This window comes from Pseudomonas sp. C2.3V, assembly GCF_058536325.1.
Genome location: NZ_JBZUBN010000001.1, coordinates 2,455,753 through 2,471,798, shown reverse-complemented (window position 1 = coordinate 2,471,798; position 16,046 = coordinate 2,455,753). Strand labels below are relative to the sequence as shown.

Genomic DNA, 16,046 nt, shown 5'->3' with positions numbered 1-16,046 from the left:
CCACCTTTAGGGCGGGCTTTGTGTAAAGCCCTGCCTTTGTTGTTGCTCGCCACGCTCAATGGCCCTGTCTGGGCGGGAGAGGGCGCAAGCATTGATGCGAAACGGGGCGAATACCTGACGCAGTTGGGAAACTGTCAGAGCTGCCATACCCGTAAGGACGGCTTGCCCTTCGCCGGTGGCGTAGCCTTTATCACTCCCTTCGGTGCGCTTTACTCTACTAACATCACGCCTGAAAACACGACTGGTATCGGTGCCTGGAGCGACGACCAGTTTCTCAATGCCATGCATAAAGGCATACGGCCTGATGGCGCACATCTGTACCCGGCGTTTCCCTATACGGCTTACACCCAATTATCCCGTAACGACGTTCTGTCCATCCTTGCGTACCTAAGGTCCCGGCCAAGCGTTGTCTATACGCCGCCTACCAATGAGCTGCGTTTTCCTTTCGATCAGCGTTGGATCATCAAGGGCTGGAAGCTACTCAATTTCCGTGAAGGCCGTTTCAACGAGGTTTCTTCGAACGAACAGATCAACCGTGGCGCTTATCTGAGTGAGGCGCTAGGGCATTGTGGGGAGTGCCATACGCCCCGTACCTGGAGTCAGGGGTTGGATCGCTCTCTACACTATGCCGGTGCGCGCCAGCAGGGATGGACGGCCTGGAATATCACGTCTGACCCTCGTGGTATCGGTGACTGGAGTGACGAAAAGCTGATGAATTACTTGCGAAATGGTCATCAGCGTGGGGAGGCGGTAGCGGGCGGACCCATGGCACAGGTTGTCAGCGGTAGCCTGCGGTTTTTGACGGACGAAGACCTGCGGGCCATGGTGGCGTATTTGCGTAGCGTGCCTGCAAAGCCGGGCACCGTACCGACGCATGCCGAAATAAGCGTGAAGCCGGAAACGCAGGGCAATACAGACGCCGAAGCGTTATTCGTGTCGCTATGCGAGAGCTGTCATCATCCCGATGGACAAGGGCTGGGAGGACCTTATCCGCATTCCTTTCCGAATTACTCGGCCGTGCGCGACCCGGATGGAACAAACCTCATTCGTGTCATGCTTGAAGGGATTGAGCGAAAGGGGATGCAGGATGAGGCTTTTATGCCTGCCTACCGCGCACTCTTGAATGATGATCAGATTGCAAGTCTGGCCACTTATATCGGCCACCGGTTCGGTGGCCATACCCATGTGTTTTCGGCTCAGGACGTAGCCCGTCAACGAGAAGCAGGAGCCGGGCAATGACAATCCATCAATTGAATGTCAATGGCGCGGCTTACGAGGTCGATGTCGATCCGCAGGTGCCATTGTTGTATGTGCTGCGCAACGAGTTGGGCATCATAAGCCCTAAATTCGGATGCGGTCTTAGTGAGTGCGGGGCTTGCACGGTTCTGGCAGACGGTCGCCCTGTACGCTCCTGCTGCGTGCCGGTCGGCTCACTGGCAAGCCAGGCTATTGTGACCGTTGAAGGCCTGGGTACGCCAGACCGACCACACCCTCTGCAGCAGGCGTTCATCGATGAGCAGGCCGCGCAATGTGGGTATTGCATTCCAGGCATGTTGATGAGTGCACAGGCATTGCTCTCTCAAAACACCTCGCCAACCGACGAGCAGGTCAAACGGGCGCTTGCCGGTAATCTGTGTGGATGTGGAACACATACGCGCATCGTCAAAGCAATCCAGCGTGCCGCAGGCCTCATGCGCCAGGGCGAGGAGCGCTTATGACTTTTCTGGTGTCGCGCCGTTGTTTTCTCCAAGGGCTATCCGCTCTGGTGGTAGGGTTCAGCTTTGACGGTGTTCGGGCTGCCGAGCTATTGACGCCTGACCTTTCGGCCGAGCAGGTGAAGAAAAACCTGGACGCCAGACAGCTCGACGCCTGGTTGGCTATTCGCCAGGATGGCCGCGTCATTATCTATAGCGGCAAGGTGGAGCTGGGAACCGGGGTTGAGACCGCATTGCGCCAGATCGTGGCGGATGAATTGTGCGTCTCGTTCGAATCTACTCGTTTGATTCAGGGTGATACACAGTTGACGCCCAACCAGGGCATCACAGCAGGGAGCAAGACGATTCAGGTGGGTGGTGCCCAATTGCGTCAGGCTGCCGCTTCAGCCCGGCATTATCTTTTTAATGAGGGTGCACGTCGCCTGGGGCTCGATACGTCGGTGCTCGATACGGTGGATGGGTGTGTGGTCTACCGAGGCGATCCAACAGGTCGTTATGTTCGTTATTCCGACCTGCTGACGCAGGGTGCCTTTGAACGTTCTGTAGATAAGACTGCTAGTGTTCGAGCAGTCGAAAGCTATCGAGTCGTTGGTCAATCCATACCGCGGGTAGATATTCCTGCCAAAGTCTTCGGTCAGTTTCGTTACGTTCATGACCTAACTGTCCCGGGTATGGTGCATGGGCGGGTGATTCGTCCTCCGATAACGGGTGCCAGCCGTCTGGATGGATTAAAAGTCGAGCACCTTGATGCCAGTGAACTACCGGCAGGCGCGCAACTGGTCTATGAAGGCAACTTCGTGGGTGTGGTTGCAGAACAGGAATGGGTGGCCATGCAGGCTGCCCGTGCGCTCAAAGTGACGTGGAGCTATACCTCCACGTTGCCGAACCCTGGCGATTTGTACGGCCGCTTACGCCATGTGGCCGGCGAGCCTGAGGTGCTGGTCGAGCAGGGAGATGTCATCGAGCATATGGGACAAGCCGCCCAGGTTATTTCGGCTGAGTACCGCTGGCCTTTTCAAAACCACGACTCGATTGGCCCTTCGTGCGCTATTGCCGATGTACGAGCTGGCGCGGCAACCATTTGGTCGGGTACTCAAGGCATTTATCCGTTACGGTCGGCTTTGGCCAATCTGCTAGGCATGGACGAACACGCCGTGCATGTCATTTATAGCCAAGCTTCAGGATGCTATGGACATAATGGGGCAGACGATGTCGCGGGTGATGCTGCGCTGCTGTCCAGGCACTGTGGTCGTCCGGTACGTGTGCAGTGGTCCAGGGCTGACGAGCATGGTTGGAACCCCAAGGGTCCGGCTATGCTGATGCAGCTGCAAGGAGGGATGAACGAATCCGGTGACCTTGTGGCGTGGCACTTCCAGAACTGGACGCCTACTCATGTCACCCGGCCCAGCGCCAAGGCGGGAGCTGCTTCCCTGTTGGCTGGGCAACTCTCTCGGGGACTGGCCATCCAGGGGCCCAACGCGGGGGGAGACCGTAACGCCCCCACCAATTACACCCTGGTGAACTGTCGGGTTGAAACGCACTGGATCGACCCCTTGAGTTCGCCGCTACGGCCCTCTGCACTGCGTGGTTTGGGAGCGGTAGCAAACACCTTTGCCAATGAATCCTTCATGGATGAGCTGGCTTGGGCCGTGTCGGTTGATCCCTTGTCGTTTCGACTGCGTTATCTGCAGGATCCTCGCGGCCGTGCCGTGCTTGAAGCGGCCACCCGGCAGGCTCGCTGGACGCCTCGACAGCAGGGTCCTGATCGATGGAAAGGCCAATCCGTCCAGGGCCGCGGGATCAGTTACGTTCAATACGAGAATGAAAATGCCTATGTGGCCGTAGTCGCCGATGTGGATGTCAGCTCAGCCGGAGTAAGGGTCAGACGCGTGACGGTTGCCCATGATTGCGGGCTCATCATCAACCCGGACGGTGTTAGGAATCAGATTGAGGGGAATGTGATTCAGGCGGTCGCCCGTACACTCAAGCAGGAAGTGACGTTCAACCCTACCGGTGTGACCAGTCTTGAGTGGGGAGCCTATCCCGTGCTGGCCTTTCATGAAGTACCAGAGATTGACATCGTCTTGCTCGATCAGCCGGACCAGCCTTCTGTTGGGGCAGGTGAAGCAACGTCTGCTGCAGTGCCTGCCGCTATTGCCAATGCGGTATTCGATGCGACAGGGTTACGGCTGCGGCAGGTACCTCTGACAAGAGCGCGCCTGACCAATGCCATGCACGCATAAGCCTTCTTACTGCTGACCGCCGGGCACCAGGACCTCATGGCGATCCGTCTCCAGTGCCTGCTCTTCTGCCTTCCAGGTCAGGTTGAAGCGCTCGGCAACTGTAAAGCGCTTGTCGATGAAGTCCCAGCGCTCTACCTCGACGCATTTGGTTTCGCCGTTGCCTACGATCAGTCGATTGAAGGAGTTGGGTGCACTGCCACGTACGCGAGAGGAGAGCGTCGTGCCTGCCTGCACAATCCATATCTCTCGGGAAAGCTCAGGGTACTGGCCGCTTAGGGGAAGAACATAAGGGAGGTGGATATGGCCACCCATTACCAAGTCTAGGCCGGCGTCAGCCCAGGCGGTAAGCGCATCTCCTGCGCCGCCCTGCAGATTGCTCAAGTCACTCAGAACCATGGCGCCAAAGGGTTGATGTGCTACAACGATGCGCAGCTTTTCCTTTGAGGTCTTGTTCAAGCGGTCGACGACGCGTTGAATCTGCTCGGATGTAACCGCTCCGTCCTTGCGCCGCTTGGGGTGCGTAGTGTTCAACCCAATGACCAGAAGATGTTCATCTTCATAGGTAGGCTCAAGGTCGCTTCCAAAATGACGCTGGTAGTTGGCATAGGGCGTCATGAAGCGGGCAAAGAGGTTATAAAGCGGAATGTCGTGGTTGCCTGGTATTACCAGGGTAGCTGGAATGCCATATTTCTCAAGACGCTGCACGTAAGCCAGCCCGGCTTCGAACTGCTTGTCACGGGCTCGCTGTGTGATATCTCCTGAAAGAATCAGCAAGTCGGCGCCATGTTCACGTACGTGATCTTCCAGCGCATCAAGTACGGGTTGTTGTTCGGTACCGAAGTGAGTATCGGAGATTTGCAGAATCGTTGTCATGGGAAATGCATGCTGTCAGTGTGAAGTTACGACGCTAATGGGCGGCGAGAATTCGATTGTCTGGCCTGATTTAACGGTTAAGAGGCTGTAAGTGGTTAGGCGATTCCACTTGCATGGGCGTCTTGAGTTAGCCGTTATTCGTTCAAACGTTCAAACGGCATTATCGATGAAAAACGACACCGATGTCCCTTCGCATAGGTTAAGGAAAAATATGTGATGTTTTTATCCAAAAACTTGCAGACAGTTTCTCATCATTGAGCAGTAATCTGCTGCCGCCGCTTGTCGCTATCAACGATTAGCAGTACTTCATGGCTCACGATTTGTAATATATCACGGGCGTTTTAGACGTCATCGCTTCCCGGATTTTGGTCTGGTTACAAACCTGATTACTGATTTCTCACCAGAATGTGCGGGTACCTTCAAACAGGAGGTATCTGCAGGTTAATGGAAGCGCATCGCTATGAATCAAGCGTGGAAGATTGAGGTAGAAGGGCGCGCGCTTAACGAGGCGTTGCGCCGTGGGATAATTGCGCTGGGTTGGCCCAAGCTGGGCGATCTGCGGGCTTATCCGGATGAAAAGGCAATCAAGATCAAGCTTTCCGAGTATACGACCCAGCATAGTGAGTCAATGTTGGATACGTGGGCGTCGGCGCTCAAGACGCTGACCCACGACATCAGGGTAGGCGATGCCTTAGTCGTGTATGACCACAGGACGCGTCAGTACTGGCTGGGACATGTTACAGGTGGGTACAGCTATGATCCGCATGAATGCGAGGAGTGGCCCAACCTGAGACAAGTCAGGTGGTATGCACAGATTCCCCGTGCGCAGCTCAGCGTCAAGGCGCGCAATGCATTGAATGCGGTGCAGGGCTGTCAGTTGCGCCAGGAAATCTGGCAGCAGCTCGACTCACTCAGCCGTGGTGATTTTCAGCCGGGCGAGCAGGAGGCCGACACTATCCTGAGTGCTCGACAGGATATGGAAGCACAGGCTCGCGAACTGATTGCTGATCGGCTCGATCGTCTTTCCGAGGCGCAGATCATCCAGCTGGTATCCGGTCTGGTACGCGCCATGGGATTTATCACCAAACAGCCTCCTGCGTCCAACGGCAGCCTGGCTATCGAGGCTTCCCTGGATGGCCTGGGTCTGCATCCCCCTCATGTAAAGGTCCAGGTTCAGCATCGTCAAGGTGTCGTAGGCGGTGAGACTTTACGAGAGCTTCTGAACTGTCTGAAGGCTGACGACAAGGGTATTTTTGTCAGTACATGCGGCTTCAGCCAGGAGGCCATCTATGAGGCCGAGCGCGCCGGTCAATTGGTGGCTCTGATGGACATGGATCAGTTAGTCGACATGCTTCTGGTGCATTACGAGTCTCTGGATCTGGAGCTGAAATCTCTGATTCCCTTGACGCGGATCTACTGGCCAGCCTCCTGAACGCAGCAGAAATAAAAAGCCCCGGCACTGGCCGGGGCTTTTCACGATGACCTGTTACTCTTCAAAGTGCCAGGCATCGTAGAGTTCGCTGGCAGAAGCGCTTGCCACTTCCTTGCGTGCCTTGAGCCAATCGGTCAGGGCCTGACGGTCTTCCTCAGTGGGCGAGCCGTAGCGCTTGTTTGCCATGATAGTGCCTTCGATCCAGGTTTCGCCGAAGCCACCCATGTAGTCCAGGTTACGGGACTCGACGAAATCGACGAAATCGCTCAGCAGCGCTTCTAGCGCTTCGTCTTCAAGCGATTCCTTGAAATCAGCCTTGAGCTCGAATGCCAGTTCCTGGAATTCGCCCAGGTAGAGCTTCTTGCGGATACGGCGCTTCATGCGGCTAAGACGGGGATCGTTGGCAGTGGATTCGGACATAGGGAGACCTGTAGCTCGATAACTTCATGGCCAGCCAAAGGGTTTGACTGGATGGAAAGCGGCGCATTATCACCAGCTTCAGCCAGCATGGCTATCAAATATGATAGCGCGGTGACGACAAAGCGAAATGAATCTGTCGCGCCGGTGGATTTTCTGCGCAAAGATTTATCCCCATTTGCCATGACTTTCGTTGACGCTCCCAGGGCTTGCCCGTAACCTGCGCGTCTGCTTGAGGTGCCTCGTGACATGGGTCGACGAGGTGAAACAGGGAAGCCGGTAGCAAGCCGGCGCTGCCCCCGCAACGGTAGGTGAGTTGAACGTCGCACAGGCCACTGGACAGCTGTCTGGGAAGGCGCGGCGGAGGAGTTTTCCGCTCACGAGCCCGGAGACCGGCCTCAGGCGTTACACGGCAATGCGGAGGGCATTGATCGTCGCACAGGGCTAATGGCGTTGTGCGTCGTTGCCTCATCTGTATCCTTGCGGAGCAGATCTTTCCGTTCGCCTCAGCCCTTGCCTGAAGGAGAGCGTCATGAGCGATACCCCAGAAACCCCCACCTCGTTACCCGTCGATGATGCGCGCAATGAGCGCCACCGTGAGCGAATGGTCCGTAAGAAAGCTGTCATGGACGAGCGGATCGCCAATGCACAGAATGAGCGAGGCTTGCTGCTGGTACACACCGGTATCGGCAAGGGCAAGAGCAGCTCTGCCTTTGGCATGGTGGCCCGAGCCTTGGGGCATGGACTGAAAGTGGGCGTCGTACAGTTCATCAAGGGACGCGTCAGTACCGGTGAGCAGATGTTCTTCCAGCGGTTCCCCGAGGAGGTCCGTTACCATGTGATGGGCCAGGGATTCACGTGGGAGACCCAGGATCGTCAACGGGACATCGAAAACGCTGCCAGTGCCTGGGCTGTGGCCAAGGCATTATTAAGTGATCCTGAAATAGCACTCGTAGTGCTTGATGAACTGAATATCGCATTCAAGCATGGCTACCTGAAGGTTGAAGACGTGCTGGCGGATATCGAGGCGCGTCCGGTCTCCCAACACGTTGTCGTAACGGGGCGCGGTGCACCGCAGGCGCTGATCGACGCGGCTGATACCGTCAGTGAAATGGGCTTGGTCAAGCATGCCTTCCAGAGCGGCATTCGCGCCCAGAAAGGAATCGAATTTTGAACCTGCATGATCATCGTCGGTGTCCGGCGCTCCTGGTTGCTGCGCCGGCCTCCGGCCAGGGCAAGACCAGTGTAACGGCAGCCCTGGCACGTCTGCATACAAGACAGGGCCGCAAGGTCCGTGTATTCAAGTGCGGCCCGGACTTTCTCGATCCCATGATCCTGGCCCGTGCGAGCGGTGCGCCGGTGTACCAGCTTGACTTGTGGATGGTAGGGGAAGAAGAAAGTCGCCGGCTGCTATGGGAAGCGGCAGGCGAAGCTGATCTGATCCTTATCGAAGGCGTCATGGGGCTATTTGACGGCACGCCGTCTAGTGCGGACCTGGCACGTCGCTTCAATGTGCCGGTACTGGGTATTATTGAGGCGACCGGCATGGCGCAGACCTTTGGGGCATTAGCCTACGGTCTTGCACATTATCAGGCGGATCTGCCCTTTGCTGGCGTACTGGCCAATCGTGGCTCCAGCGCCCGGCAGACCGAGCTGCTCAAGGCCAGTTTGCCAAGCGGTATGCGCTGGTTTGGTGCCTTGCCGCGCAACTCGGGTATCGAGTTGCCGAGCCGGCATCTTGGGCTGATCCAGGCTGACGAGTTGTCGGATCTGGATGCACGTCTGGACGCTGCGGCCGATGCCATTGCTGCCAGTGCCGATACCTCACTACCGGAGCCTGTGCTGTTTCAGGCCCCTATGAAGAAGAGCGTCGAACCGCTGCTGGCAGATGTACGCATCGGGGTGGCACGCGACGCGGCACTGTCGTTTCTGTATCAGGCGAACCTTGATCTTCTACGCGCCATGGGCGCTGAGATTCGGCATTTTTCAGTGTTGCAGGACCAGCAGTTACCGGAAGTAGACAGTCTCTACTTGCCGGGCGGTTATCCTGAATTACATATTCAACAGCTGTCTGGAAATACCGTCATGCAGTCTGCTATTCGGGCGCATCATGCCGCAGGCAAGCCCATTCTGGCCGAATGCGGGGGGATGCTCTATCTGCTGGAGCGCCTGGCTGACAAGACAGGCGAGCAGGGCGAGATGGTTGGACTTCTTGAAGGAGAAGCCACCTTGCAGCCACGTCTTACTGCACTGGCGCTGCAAAGCGTTGCCTTCGAGAGCGGCACCTTGCGTGGCCATACGTATCATCACTCATCCTTGGAATCGCCATTGGCTCCAACGTTGCGTGGTATCTGTCCCAATGGCAAGGCCACGGCGGAGTCGGTGTTCCAACAGGGCCGCCTGACTGCCAGCTACATTCACTTCTACATGCCATCCGCCCCCGAAACGGCGGCTGCCCTGCTAGCACCATGAATCCTCACGCCTTTCCTTCCGCCGAGCAGGCCGGCGTCTATCGTGCTATCGCCGAACGACGTGACATGCGTCATTTCAGTGGCGGCCATGTACCGGAGGATCAGCTGCGGCGGCTGTTGAGCGCTGCTCATCAAGCGCCAAGCGTAGGCCTCATGCAGCCATGGCGCTTCATGCGCATTACTGATCAGGAGCTGCGTGCCGAGCTTTACCGGCTGGTCGAGTCCGAGCGTGTCTGCACGGCAGAGGCGCTGGGTGAGCGTAGCGATGAGTTCATGCGGCTCAAGGTGGAAGGCATAAAAGAGTGTGCCGAGCTGCTGGTGGCTGCCCTCATGGAGGGGCGAGAAGCCCATATCTTCGGACGCCGTACGCTGCCTGAAATGGACGTGGCATCGCTGTCTTGTGCGATCCAGAATCTATGGTTGTCCGCCCGGGCGGAGGGGCTTGGGATGGGGTGGGTTTCGCTGTTCGACCCGACTGCGGTGGCTGAACTGCTGGGGATGCCTGAAGGCAGCAAGCCGCTGGCCATCCTGTGTCTTGGGCCTGTCGAGGCCTTCTACAATCAGCCCATGCTGGTCGAGGAGGGTTGGCGAACGGCTCGCCCGTTGGATGAGCTCGTGTTTGAAAACCGCTGGGGTTCTGTCAAGGAGACTGAAAAGACATGATTCTGGCCCTGACCACCTTTTTAGGTGTGCTGCTGGATACGATACTGGGCGAGCCTCGACGTTGGCATCCTCTGGTGGGATTTGGTCGGTGGGCAAACGCGCTGGAGCGCCGTTTCAATCCAGGCGGTGGCGGCTGGCGCAGTCACGGGCTGACGGCCTGGTGCATGGCTGTACTACCGTGGGTCGTCTTGGTAGCGCTACTCGATCAGATTCCCTACGTAGGCTGGCTGGTTGAGGCGCTGGCGCTGTACTTCGCGCTTGGCCTTAAAAGCTTGGGCGAGCATGCCAAGCCCATCGCGCTGGCGCTACGGCGTAATAACCTGGAGGAGGCGCGGCGGCGTGTTGGCTATGTGGTCAGCCGGGAAACCCGTGAGCTGGATGAAGAGGCTGTCGCGCGGGCAGGTACGGAATCCGTACTGGAAAACGGAAGCGACGCTGTTTTTGCGGCTCTCTTCTGGTTTGTCCTGTTAGGCGCCCCGGGTGTTGTTCTATACCGCTTGGCCAATACGCTGGATGCCATGTGGGGCTATCGCAATACCCGCTTCGAACGCTTTGGCTGGGCGGCTGCACGCATAGATGATGGGCTCAACTACGTGCCGGCGCGTCTGGTGGCATTGACGTATGCACTGTTGGGTAACTTTGGCTCCGCTCTGCATTGCTGGCGAACACAGGCGCCTCGTTGGGACAGTCCCAATGCCGGTCCGGTCATGGCGGCGGGCGCCGGTGCGCTGGGCGTGACACTGGGTGGTCCAGCGCGCTATCACGGCGAGCTACATGATCGGCCTGTTCTGGGATTGGGGCCTGCACCCACAGCGCACAGTATCGATATGGCACTGCTGCTCGTCCGTCGGGGCGTCATGCTCTGGGTGGCAGTTATCGTGCTGGGAGGCGTGATCAGTGCTTGAGCATGGCGGACGTCTGCGCAAGGCTGCGCAGCGTTATGGTATCGCGTTGGAGGATTGGCTGGACCTGTCGACAGGGCTTGCGCCTATGCCCTGGCCAATACCCCACATACCGTTATCAGCCTGGGCGCGTCTGCCCGAGACAAACGACGGCCTGGAGGAGGCTGCTGCTTGTTACTACAGGGCTCCACGGGTGCTGCCTGCTGCCGGCTCGCAGGCGGCCATCCAGGCTCTTCCCACACTTCGTCCTGAGGGGCGAATAGGCGTACTGGCACCCTGTTACGCCGAACACGAGCAGGCCTGGGGGCGAGCAGGGCATTATGTTGTACCCCTGTCACTCGACGATGTAGAGGCAGCGCTAAGCACGCTTGACGTCTTGGTGCTGGTCAACCCGAACAATCCTACCGGACAGCTTATCGAGCCTGAGCGGCTGCTCCGCTGGCATGCCAAGCTGACCGACCGGGGTGGTTGGCTAGTCGTGGATGAGGCGTTCATGGATCTCTCTCCCGCTTACAGTCTGGCTTCATGGACGGATCGGCCAGGATTGATCGTACTGCGGTCCTTCGGGAAATTCTTCGGTCTTGCAGGCGTCCGCCTGGGCTTTGTGCTGGCTGAAGCGAACTTGCTGGAACGACTGGACGATGTTTTGGGCCCTTGGACAGTCAGTGGTCCAGCTCGGGCCGTGGCACGTGAAATTCTGCTCGATAAGCGTGGTCATGACCGGCAGCGCAAGAGGCTTGCGACGGCAGGGCAGCGCCTGGCTGATGTATTGACCGCTCACGAGCTGGTCCCTGATGGCGGGTGCGGTCTGTTTCAATGGTTGTCTCGACCCGATGCTGAGGCGCTTCATGAGTTCCTGGCCAGCCGAGCCATTCTCACGCGGTTTTTCCCTTCAATAGCGGGCATCCGCTTTGGTCTTCCCTGTGATGAAGCCGGGTGGACGCGACTCACCCTGGCTTTGCAGGCATACAAGGATTCCTTATGACAACCGTGATGGTGCAGGGCACCACCTCCGATGCCGGCAAGAGCACCTTGGTCGCCGGTTTGTGCCGCTGGCTCAAACGCCAGGGAGTGGCTGTCGTACCGTTCAAACCACAAAACATGGCTCTCAACAGTGCCGTCACGGCAGACCATGGTGAGATAGGGCGCGCCCAGGCTGTACAGGCCCAAGCCTGTGGAATCGCGCCGCATACAGATATGAATCCCGTGTTGCTCAAACCCAATACGGACATCGGCGCACAGGTCATTATTCATGGTCGTGCAGTGGCTACGATGGATGCCAAGACCTATCACGGCTACAAGCGTATCGCTCGCGAGGCGGTGCTGGAATCCCATGCGCGTCTGGCCGGCCGATACGAGGTGATCATGGTGGAAGGAGCAGGCTCGCCCGCAGAAATCAACCTGCGTGAAGGCGATATTGCCAACATGGGGTTTGCCGAGCGCGTGGACTGCCCGGTTATCCTGATCGCCGATATCGACCGGGGCGGTGTCTTCGCCCATCTCGTGGGCACGCTAGAGCTTCTCAGCGAGTCGGAGCAGCAGCGTGTGGCAGGTTTCGTTATCAACCGTTTCCGTGGCGATATTGCATTGCTCAAGCCGGGCCTGGACTGGCTGGAAGCGCGGACGGGCAAGCCGGTGCTGGGTGTTCTGCCTTACTTGCACGACCTGCATCTCGAAGCCGAAGATGCGGTCGATACGCGACAGATCGCCAAGCGGGGCGAGGTTATCCGAGTGGTGGTGCCGGTGTTTCCACGCATCAGCAACCACACTGACTTCGATCCGTTAAGGCTGCATCCCCAAGTCGAAATCAGCTTTGTAAGACAAGGTCAGGCGCTACCGCCTTGCGACCTGATCATTCTTCCTGGGTCAAAAAGCGTGCGAGGCGATCTGGCCTTCATGCGCAAACAGGGGTGGGATACTGATATCCAACGGCATCTCCGTTATGGAGGACGCGTGCTGGGTATTTGTGGCGGCTATCAGATGCTGGGCCGTACCGTAAGTGACCCGCTCGGGCTGGAAAGTGATCCAGGTGACAGCGCAGGTTTGGGCGTGCTCGACATGAACACCGAGCTGGCCGCTGAAAAACAACTCCGTAATGTCGCGGGCTGCCTGGCGGCTACCCGGTCTGCCGTAACAGGGTATGAGATTCATGCGGGAGTCACCGAAGGGGCCGCCTTGGAGCGACCTGCCATTATCCTGGATGATGGTCGCTGCGATGGCGCACTGAGCGAAGACGGGCTGATCATGGGAACCTACCTGCATGGGTTGTTCGAGTCGCCTGATGCGTGCACCGCCTTGTTGCGCTGGGCGGGGCTGACTACTCCTGAACGTGTTGACTACCATGCCTTGCGCGAGCGCGATCTCGAACGGCTGGCGGACTTGGTCGACCAGCATCTGGACACCGCGAAATTGCGTGCTTTATGTGGAATAAACCAATGAAGGAATTGATTCTGGGGGGCGCGCGTTCGGGCAAGAGTCGCCTTGCAGAAAAATTGGCCACTGACTCAGGTCTGGATGTCATCTACATTGCGACGGCCCAGGCCTGGGACGCCGAAATGCGTACCCGAATTGCCCAGCATGCCGACCGCCGCCCCGTTGAGTGGAGACTGGTGGAAGAGCCTCTTTATCTAGCTGCGGTGCTGCGAGCTCATGCTTCGGCTGGGCGCTGTCTTCTGGTGGATTGCCTGACCCTCTGGCTGACCAATCTTCTAATGGCAGAGGATGCCACTATGCTCGCCCGGGAGCGAGCGGCCTTGCTGGAAGCCCTATCCGAACTACCAGGCCATATCATTCTGGTCAGCAACGAGACTGGCATGGGAGTAGTGCCGCTGGGTGAGCTAACCCGGCGCTATGTCGATGAGGCGGGCTGGCTGCACCAGGCGCTGGCTGAGCAATGTGATCGTGTTGTGTTGACCGTGGCAGGTTTGCCAATGACGCTCAAAGGAGCTTCTTTATGACGCAGTACTGGTGGCAGGCACCCTGTCAGCCATTGGATGAGCGGGCCCGCCAGTTGGCGACGGCCCGCCAGGCGCAGCTTACCAAGCCGCGTGGCGCACTCGGGCTGCTGGAGCAGGTTGCGATTGATCTGGCGGCGATGCAGGGACGTGAACGGCCTGTTATCGAGCACGTGGCAATCAGTGTCTTCGCAGGGGATCACGGTGTCGTGGAGGAAGGGGTGTCGGCCTATCCTCAGGCGGTGACAGGCGAAATGCTGCGCAACTTTGTTGGCGGTGGCGCTGCCATCAGCGTTCTGGCGCGTTCGCTCAAGGCTCCGCTGGAGGTCATTAATCTGGGAACCGCTGAGCCAATGGAGGCGTTGCCAGGCGTTATTGATCGTCCTCTTGGTCCAGGTACGGCCAACTTTACTCGCGAGCCGGCCATGACTGTTGCTCAATGCGAGGCAGCTCTGCAGGCAGGACGAGACAGCGTCCAGAAAGCCAAGGCAAGTGGCGCTCAGCTGTTTATCGGTGGTGAGATGGGGATTGGCAACACCACGGCGGCCAGCGCTATGGCTTGTGCATTGCTGGAAGCTTCACCCCTCGCGATGACGGGGCCGGGAACCGGACTCGATGCAGATGGCATCGCCTTGAAGGTCGCGGTTATCCAGCGTGGTCTGCTACGCCATGCGGAGTCATTGAGTAACCCGCTAAAGGTGTTGCGCCGTCTGGGTGGCTTCGAGATTGCCGCGTTGACCGGCGCTTACCTTGCCTGCATGCAGGAGGGGGTTCCGGCGTTGGTCGATGGGTTCATCAGCTCTGTTTCCGCCTTGTGCGCCGTACGAATGAGCCCCACCGGGCGGGAGTGGCTGCTGTTTGCTCACAGCGGAGCCGAGCCGGGCCATGCACTTGTGCTTGAAGCACTCAACGCTCAGCCGCTGATTGAGCTGGGGCTGCGTCTGGGGGAGGGAAGCGGTGCAGCATTGGCGGTGCCCTTGCTTCAGTTGGCGTGTCGCCTGCATGGCGAAATGGCGACCTTTGCCGAGGCCAGCGTATCGGATCGCCCGGCATGAGCCTGTTTCTGTTGAGACATGGTGAGACACAAGGGCCGGGTGGTTTTCGGGGGCGTCTGGATCATCCGCTTTCGGAGCAGGGCTGGTCCAGTATGCAGGCCGCGGTCCAGGCATTACCGTCATGGGAGTTGATTATCAGCTCACCCCTTGAGCGGTGCCGAGCCTTTGCTGAGTGGCTGGCAGGTAGGCAGGGAGTAGAGTGCAAACTTGAGCCTGACCTGCGCGAGTTGGACTTTGGCGATTGGGAGGGGCGTACCGCTGCCGAACTGATGGAGGGTCAGGCTGATGCCCTAGGCCAGTTCTGGGCTGATCCCTACAGTTTTACGCCGCCCAATGGAGAGCCGGTGGCCACGTTCGAACAGCGTGTCCTAGGCGCCATGGAGCGTATAGTCAGGCGTACAGCGGATACGCGCGCACTAGTGGTAACCCATGGCGGCGTTATCCGGTTGTTACTGGCACGGCAGCAGGGACTACCTCGCAAGGATCTGCTTCAAGTAGAAGTTCCTTATGCCAGTCTTCATGCTTTTGAGGCGTCTGCCTTGAGCGACACATACCCACCATGCTGCCCTTCCTGATTGCCCTGCAGTTCTTGACTCGTCTGCCGGTACGCCTGCCCGGCATGCCTCCACCCGAGAAAACCGGTGAGTCTTTATTGTGGTACCCCATGGTAGGCGTGCTGGTGGGTACCATTTTATGGCTGCTTGGCAACCTGCTCGGGCAAGCGGCTCCGGTATTGCAGGCCGCTATTGTTCTAGCTGTATGGGTCGCGCTGACCGGTGCGCTGCATCTGGATGGCCTGGCGGACACGGCAGATGCCTGGGTCGGTGGCTTTGGTGACCGTGAACGCACCCTGACAATCATGAAGGACCCTCGCTCCGGCCCGATGGCGGTCGTTGCGGTGATCATTGTGCTCTTGCTCAAGTTCGCGGCGCTTTTCGTACTGCTTGAGCACCACCAGTTGGATGCCCTCCTCCTAGTTCCCTGGCTTGCGCGAGTTGCGCTGCCTGGGCTGCTACTCGTGACCCCTTACGCAAGGCCGGGAGGCTTGGGTCAGGTGCTGGTCGATCACATGCCGAAGCGGTTGCTGCGCCTTGTACTGGCCGCCCATGTCATCGTCATGTTGCTCGTGATACGAGAAAGCCTGATCGCTTTGCTGATGGCAGTGCTGCTCTTTCTGTGGCTTCGTCGAGCATTCATGACACGCCTGGGCGGGACTACTGGCGATACGGCGGGTGCGCTGGTCGAGTTGCTTGAGTGCGGTGTTCTGGTTGCGTTAGCCCTGACGAGTATCTGAATAAAAACGCCGCCTCAAGGGCGGCGT

16 protein-coding genes and 1 riboswitch are annotated in these 16,046 nt (G+C 58.3%); of the genes, 14 read left to right on the top strand and 2 right to left on the bottom strand.

Annotated features, from left to right (window positions below; genetic code table 11):
• Positions 1-36 precede the first annotated feature (36 nt).
• From AC4LF3_RS11700 to AC4LF3_RS11690, 3 genes are read left to right on the top strand one after another with little or no spacing between them, the layout of a single operon-like run.
• A complete protein-coding gene (locus AC4LF3_RS11700; protein ID WP_491835352.1) occupies positions 37-1,239 on the top strand; it encodes a c-type cytochrome in 1,203 nt (400 codons plus the stop codon).
• Positions 1,236-1,718: a (2Fe-2S)-binding protein gene (locus AC4LF3_RS11695; RefSeq protein ID WP_150347143.1), complete on the top strand. Its 483-nt coding sequence runs from the start codon at positions 1,236-1,238 to the stop codon at positions 1,716-1,718. Before AC4LF3_RS11700 ends, AC4LF3_RS11695 begins: the two co-directional genes overlap by 4 nt.
• A complete protein-coding gene (locus tag AC4LF3_RS11690) occupies positions 1,715-3,958 on the top strand; it encodes a xanthine dehydrogenase family protein molybdopterin-binding subunit (protein WP_150347144.1) in 2,244 nt (747 codons plus the stop codon). The genes AC4LF3_RS11695 and AC4LF3_RS11690 overlap by 4 nt, the downstream gene beginning before the upstream one ends.
• 6 nt (positions 3,959-3,964) lie before the next feature.
• On the opposite strand, the gene AC4LF3_RS11685 is transcribed toward AC4LF3_RS11690, so the two are convergent.
• Positions 3,965-4,831 carry a metallophosphoesterase family protein gene (locus AC4LF3_RS11685; RefSeq protein ID WP_010794741.1) on the bottom strand — a complete coding sequence of 289 codons (867 nt, stop codon included), beginning with the start codon at positions 4,829-4,831 and terminating at the stop codon, positions 3,965-3,967.
• 460 nt (positions 4,832-5,291) lie between these two features.
• Between AC4LF3_RS11685 and AC4LF3_RS11680 the strand changes: the two genes are divergently transcribed.
• Positions 5,292-6,263, top strand: coding sequence for a restriction endonuclease (locus AC4LF3_RS11680; protein WP_150347145.1), 972 nt, complete (start codon positions 5,292-5,294; stop codon positions 6,261-6,263).
• A gap of 54 nt (positions 6,264-6,317) precedes the next feature.
• Here AC4LF3_RS11680 and AC4LF3_RS11675 read toward each other — a convergent pair whose 3' ends face one another.
• A complete protein-coding gene (locus AC4LF3_RS11675; RefSeq protein WP_010794739.1) occupies positions 6,318-6,683 on the bottom strand; it encodes a YggL 50S ribosome-binding family protein in 366 nt (121 codons plus the stop codon).
• A 215-nt stretch (positions 6,684-6,898) separates the two neighbouring features.
• Positions 6,899-7,095: riboswitch (cobalamin riboswitch) on the top strand.
• A gap of 117 nt (positions 7,096-7,212) precedes the next feature.
• Here AC4LF3_RS11675 and cobO point away from each other — a divergent pair.
• The 10 genes from cobO to AC4LF3_RS11625 are packed head-to-tail and all read left to right on the top strand — an operon-like array spanning position 7,213 to position 16,019.
• Complete coding sequence (gene cobO / locus AC4LF3_RS11670) at positions 7,213-7,854, top strand: cob(I)yrinic acid a,c-diamide adenosyltransferase (RefSeq protein WP_010794738.1); 642 nt, start codon at positions 7,213-7,215, stop codon at positions 7,852-7,854.
• On the top strand, positions 7,851-9,152 hold the full coding sequence (locus AC4LF3_RS11665) for a cobyrinic acid a,c-diamide synthase CobB (protein WP_010794737.1): 1,302 nt from the start codon (positions 7,851-7,853) through the stop codon (positions 9,150-9,152). The genes cobO and AC4LF3_RS11665 overlap by 4 nt, the downstream gene beginning before the upstream one ends.
• The gene (gene bluB / locus AC4LF3_RS11660; RefSeq protein ID WP_010794736.1) at positions 9,149-9,814 is read left to right on the top strand and encodes a 5,6-dimethylbenzimidazole synthase; all 666 of its coding nucleotides are present in this window, start codon (positions 9,149-9,151) and stop codon (positions 9,812-9,814) included. The genes AC4LF3_RS11665 and bluB overlap by 4 nt, the downstream gene beginning before the upstream one ends.
• Positions 9,811-10,719: an adenosylcobinamide-phosphate synthase CbiB gene (cbiB, locus tag AC4LF3_RS11655; RefSeq protein ID WP_010794735.1), complete on the top strand. Its 909-nt coding sequence runs from the start codon at positions 9,811-9,813 to the stop codon at positions 10,717-10,719. Before bluB ends, cbiB begins: the two co-directional genes overlap by 4 nt.
• Entirely contained in the window at positions 10,712-11,701 is a 990-nt protein-coding gene (gene cobD, locus AC4LF3_RS11650; RefSeq protein WP_010794734.1) for a threonine-phosphate decarboxylase CobD, read from the top strand. Before cbiB ends, cobD begins: the two co-directional genes overlap by 8 nt.
• Positions 11,698-13,155 (top strand): cobyric acid synthase, encoded by a 1,458-nt coding sequence (locus tag AC4LF3_RS11645; protein ID WP_010794733.1) that lies wholly within the window; start codon positions 11,698-11,700, stop codon positions 13,153-13,155. Before cobD ends, AC4LF3_RS11645 begins: the two co-directional genes overlap by 4 nt.
• The gene (cobU, locus tag AC4LF3_RS11640; protein WP_491835351.1) at positions 13,152-13,673 is read left to right on the top strand and encodes a bifunctional adenosylcobinamide kinase/adenosylcobinamide-phosphate guanylyltransferase; all 522 of its coding nucleotides are present in this window, start codon (positions 13,152-13,154) and stop codon (positions 13,671-13,673) included. The genes AC4LF3_RS11645 and cobU overlap by 4 nt, the downstream gene beginning before the upstream one ends.
• Complete coding sequence (gene cobT / locus AC4LF3_RS11635; RefSeq protein WP_010794731.1) at positions 13,670-14,725, top strand: nicotinate-nucleotide--dimethylbenzimidazole phosphoribosyltransferase; 1,056 nt, start codon at positions 13,670-13,672, stop codon at positions 14,723-14,725. The genes cobU and cobT overlap by 4 nt, the downstream gene beginning before the upstream one ends.
• Complete coding sequence (gene cobC / locus AC4LF3_RS11630) at positions 14,722-15,300, top strand: alpha-ribazole phosphatase (RefSeq protein ID WP_010794730.1); 579 nt, start codon at positions 14,722-14,724, stop codon at positions 15,298-15,300. Before cobT ends, cobC begins: the two co-directional genes overlap by 4 nt.
• Positions 15,285-16,019, top strand: a complete 735-nt coding sequence (locus AC4LF3_RS11625) for an adenosylcobinamide-GDP ribazoletransferase (protein ID WP_491835350.1) — start codon at positions 15,285-15,287, stop codon at positions 16,017-16,019. Before cobC ends, AC4LF3_RS11625 begins: the two co-directional genes overlap by 16 nt.
• Positions 16,020-16,046: the final 27 nt, after the last annotated feature.